Source organism: uncultured Methanobrevibacter sp., from assembly GCF_937906425.1.
In the GTDB taxonomy this organism is placed as follows: Archaea; Methanobacteriota; Methanobacteria; order Methanobacteriales; family Methanobacteriaceae; genus Methanobrevibacter.
The window spans coordinates 1-4711 of sequence record NZ_CALCYR010000250.1 but is presented as its reverse complement, the minus strand read 5'-3'; the positions used below and the strand labels follow the sequence as shown (position 1 = coordinate 4711).

General features: G+C 30.3%; 1 protein-coding gene. It reads left to right on the top strand.

What is annotated here, in order from left to right:
- The first annotated feature begins 830 nt into the window (after positions 1–830).
- A complete protein-coding gene (locus Q0138_RS07240; RefSeq protein WP_297982690.1) occupies positions 831–4412 on the top strand; it encodes a NosD domain-containing protein in 3582 nt (1193 codons plus the stop codon).
- The last annotated feature ends 299 nt before the right edge of the window (positions 4413–4711 follow it).

Here is a 4711-nt window from a genome sequence, read left to right as displayed (position 1 = left end):
TAAGTCTTTCCAAGAAAGGAACATATTCTTTCACTGCTAAATTCGCAGGAGACGACAGGTATAAGGCAGTAAGTGTTAAAAGCACTGTTAAAATTAGTTAAGCAAAAGTTTTAAGCATTTAAAGAATAGTACTTTTACTATTCTTTTTATTTTATTTTTTTTATGATTTTATTTAATTTTTTTTATTTTTTAAGATTCAATTTCTAATTTCTATTTTTAATTTCTAATTTTAAGGTTTTTATTTATTTTATTTTTTAATTTTAAGGTTTTATTTTTTAATTTTTAATTTTAATTTTAAGATTTGTATAAGTATTTCCAGATAATACTTCTCTTCTTTCCTTTCTTACCAATCTTAATTCTTCATTAAAATTTTTTTTTCTAATTTTTATTCTAATTTTGAAAATAATTTTTTTAAAATTTTATTAAAAGATTTATTTTTACTTAAATTCATTTATTTTATTAATTTTAATAATTTTAATTATTTTAATTATTTTAATTGTTCTATTTTTAATTTAATTGATTTTAAATCATTTTTTACATTATTTTTATTAATTTTTAGATAATTTTATTAATATTAAAAATGATATATTAAAAATAACTCAATTATATTTTAAGTTTTTTAAATAATATTTAAGAAATTTTAAAAATTTATTAATTTGAATTAATTTTTATTTTTATTTTATTGAAAAAATAATCATTAAATTTTTTTTCATTTTGAAAATAATTGTTATTTTTTTCATTTTGGGAAAAAATTAATTTTATGAAAATGATTTTACAAATTAATGATTTTTGGGTTTGTTTGATTAAAAAAAATTACTGGAGGTGTCTTGGTGGAAAATAGGGGAATGATTGGTCTTAGTCTGATTCTGGTTTTAGTCTTTCTCATTTCTGGATTGACTGCAGTCTCCGCAATTGATCTTGATGATGCTAATTCTACACTTTCCAAGGATTTAAGTGACAAGAATCTCTTGATGGAAAATCCTTCTGAATCTTTAGATGATGATTCTGAACCAATGGATAATTCTATTGGTTCTGTTGATTCTAATGTCAATTCTATTAGCTCTAATAGTTCTATTGGTTCTATTGGTTCTATTGGTTCTATTGATTCTAATAGTTCTTTTGATTCTATAAATTCTTTTGATTCTAATAATGATTCCATTAATATTCTTGAATTGGAAAAAAGCTCTAATTCTAAACTTAAATCCAATGGAAATCAAATTCATACTATAACAGAAAACAATTATTCTAAATATTTTGATTCCAAGGGTTTTTTAAACCTGTCCTTGGTTTCTGTCAATGATACTATTAATTTGTCTGGTAATTTTACAAATAAGAACTTTGTAATCACCATTCCATTGACTCTTACAAGTCTTGAATGTGATGCATTTTTATATAATTCTCGTGTAGCATTTGTAAATGTTTCAAATGAGGATTATAAATACTCTGCAGTTATTTCCAACTTGAAGATGGAATCTCATAAGGACAGATTGCTTGCAGTTGAGGTAAACGGATCCAATTGTGTCAAGGTTATAGACAATGAGATATTTACATCAGGGTCCAACGCTTATCCAATTTCAATAATCTCCTACTCCTATGACTGCATTGTTGCAAACAACACAATTCGTACAATTGTTCCAAACAATGCAACACGCAGTTCAATGAATGATGAGACCAATGCAAGTGACAATAGCAGTTGGCAACACTCTGGAATTACCTTATTGGATGCATTCAGAACCCAGGTGATTGACAATGACATAACTGTTGAAAACTCCTATGGGGTTTACCTATGTTATGGAAGTACAACATCTGACTATAACAATATCTCCAATAACACTATTAGAAGTACAGTGGATAATCCTTCCTTTTGGGCTTACGGTATTTATCTGATGGGCAAATACAATAATGTTGAAAACAACACCATAATATCAATGTATAGGGGAGTTTCCTCAGCTTATCCAAACAATTACATTATTGGAAATAAGATTTATAATCTTACTGGAGCTGATTTGGAAAATCCTGATATTATAGGTGGGGATTATGCAATCTACAGTTCATATGGAAATTTGATTGCAAACAATTCCATTTACAATGCAAAGGTTTTCAAGGCAGGAATCATTGTAGGAGAATCCTGTGAAGCTTATGGGAATTATATTCAGATTATCAGCAATGGAAATGGTATAAAAATCGGTGGAGAGGAAATAGGTTCCAATTCCAAGGTTTATAATAATACAATTGAATTTCTGAATGGAACTGGTATAAGCATTGAGGGAAATCCGGTAAATTCCCTTGTTTATGGAAATATAATCAATTCCTTGGATGAAAGTGATATGGAATTAATAGTCAGTGCTTCTACTGGAGAGGGTGCTTCCAATTTGGATAGCCCTTCTTCCATTAAAGCAACAGGAAATGGAATAGGAATTCAATCAATCTACCAATCAAGGACCAAAAGACCTTATAATGTTTCCATTTTCAACAATACCATTTACACTTCAAACAATTATGCAATAATTATTGCACAATCCTCTACAGAGTCATATCTCTGTGAAAACAATTCAGTATTTGGCAAGGCAATAATCTTGCCAATGAATACAAGTTATATTCCAAACTTTGGAGAGGGCAAGGTCTATTATATTGATAATAATAATTATTCAAGCTATTTTGATGGAAATGGTAAACTGAAAGGATTTATTGAAGATGGAGACACATTGATATTTTCCGGAAATTTCTCTCCAATTGGAAAACTCTATCTCTCAAAGACCTTAAACCTTATCGGTGAAAATGCAAGTCTATTCAATACAACAATTGTTGTAAATGCTCCAAATTGTCTTATTGAAGGATTCACCATTATAAACAATGGAAGTTCAGATAAGAATTGCAATCAATGGGGAATCTATGTGTTTGAGGCAGATGAGGCTATAATCGTTGGAAACAATATTATGGTATGGGACAAGAACACTTCATATGCAATCTATCTATGCGACAGCTATGGCTCTGTAGTTACAGACAATTATCTGCGTGCTCAAGGCGACAATCTTGTATTCACTCTCTTAAACTATGAGGCATATGAGACAGTCTTTGAAAACAATGACATTGTGGCTGTCGGTACAAGTGAACTCTATCCCTACTTTGAAAGCATTTGCATAGATGGCGTTCACAGTATTTCAGAGCTTTCAAAGACTTATGGTGTTATTCTGGACTTTTCCTCTGACAATCAGTTCATTCACAATAACATTTATGTTACATCAACTGTTGAGGGATTCCAGATTCCTTATCAGCCTTCCGTAAACATTCTTATTGGATTGTATATCTATTATGCATCAAACAGGAACAACATCAGCGAGAACAATTTCCTGATTGAAGGCCATGACCCATTCCTTTATGGAGTAGGCTCCTCTGGAGACGATACAAGTAAATCCGTTACATATGCATGTGAAAATATCTTTGCACGTAACAACATTACAATAAATGGTGATTATTTTGTTATGGGAATGATTTTAAGGCATAATTCAAAGGATACACTTGTTGAGGAAAATCTTTTCCATCTTTACTCCAACAACTATACCTATGGTATCACCTTGGAGATTTCACAAGGGGGAAAGATCAGAAACAATAGCCTTAACTGTACCGGCCGTGCAGGAATTTATGCTATGGAGCTTTATTCATCATGGAGCAATGACATAAGTCACAACAATTTCTATGCTAATGGAAGTATTAGTTCAATTGCATTTTATGCATCTTCAGGAAATAATGTAACCTACAACAAGATCAGAACTTGGGGGGATGATGCAAATGACCCTGCCCAAGGTCCGGAACACCCTGATTCAGTTACCTTAAACAATACTGCAATGCTGTTTGAAAAGGGTTCCAGCGGAAATAGGATTATTGGAAATGACATTCAAACCGATGGTGATTATGCAATGGACTTTGATGAAACTTCAAATGGTAATACGGTATATGGAAACTCTATGTCATCATCTAAAGGCGGAGGATCAAGTGCAATTGCAAATAGAGGATTCAATAATATTGGACAAAATACTGGTGAAAGGTATGTTCCATCAGATTCCAATATTCCTAATTCAAATGCCAATTCCAATTCCAATTTCAATTCATCAAATTCAAATGCAAATGAAAGGGGAGGAAGCTCTGAATTGTCTGGTCAATCACAGGAAAGCGGTTCCAGTGCATATGGTGATATTGATTTAAGTCTTAATCCTACTGCATTATCTTCAGTAGGGCCTGGTGAGGGGGACTCTGGACTTGGAGACCTTATTGTTAGTGAGGTTGAAGAGGTTTCACAGAAATCCCTTGACTTTGGAGTTTCTGTTCCTATAGCTGGACTTTTATTGGTTTTGATCTTTTGTTTTAGTTTCTTGAATGCAAAGGACGAAGACGACGAAGACTTAGAAGATTAGTGAAAAATGGAGATTTTAATAAGTTAATTTTTAAAATAAATGATTAATCATTATTTTATTAAAAAAATAATTATTTGTTTAATTGTTCTTAATTTTCTTAATTTTCTTCTTTTTTTCGTTATTTTCGTTAAAATTTAATTAAATTAAATTTATTAATTTTTAATTTATTAATTTTTAATTTATTAATTTTTAATTTATTAATTTTAATTATTTTTTTTATTTGTAAATACTAGGCAAAAATTAAAAGTAAGATCGGAAGAGCACACGTCTGAACTCCAGTCACGATCAGATCTCGTATG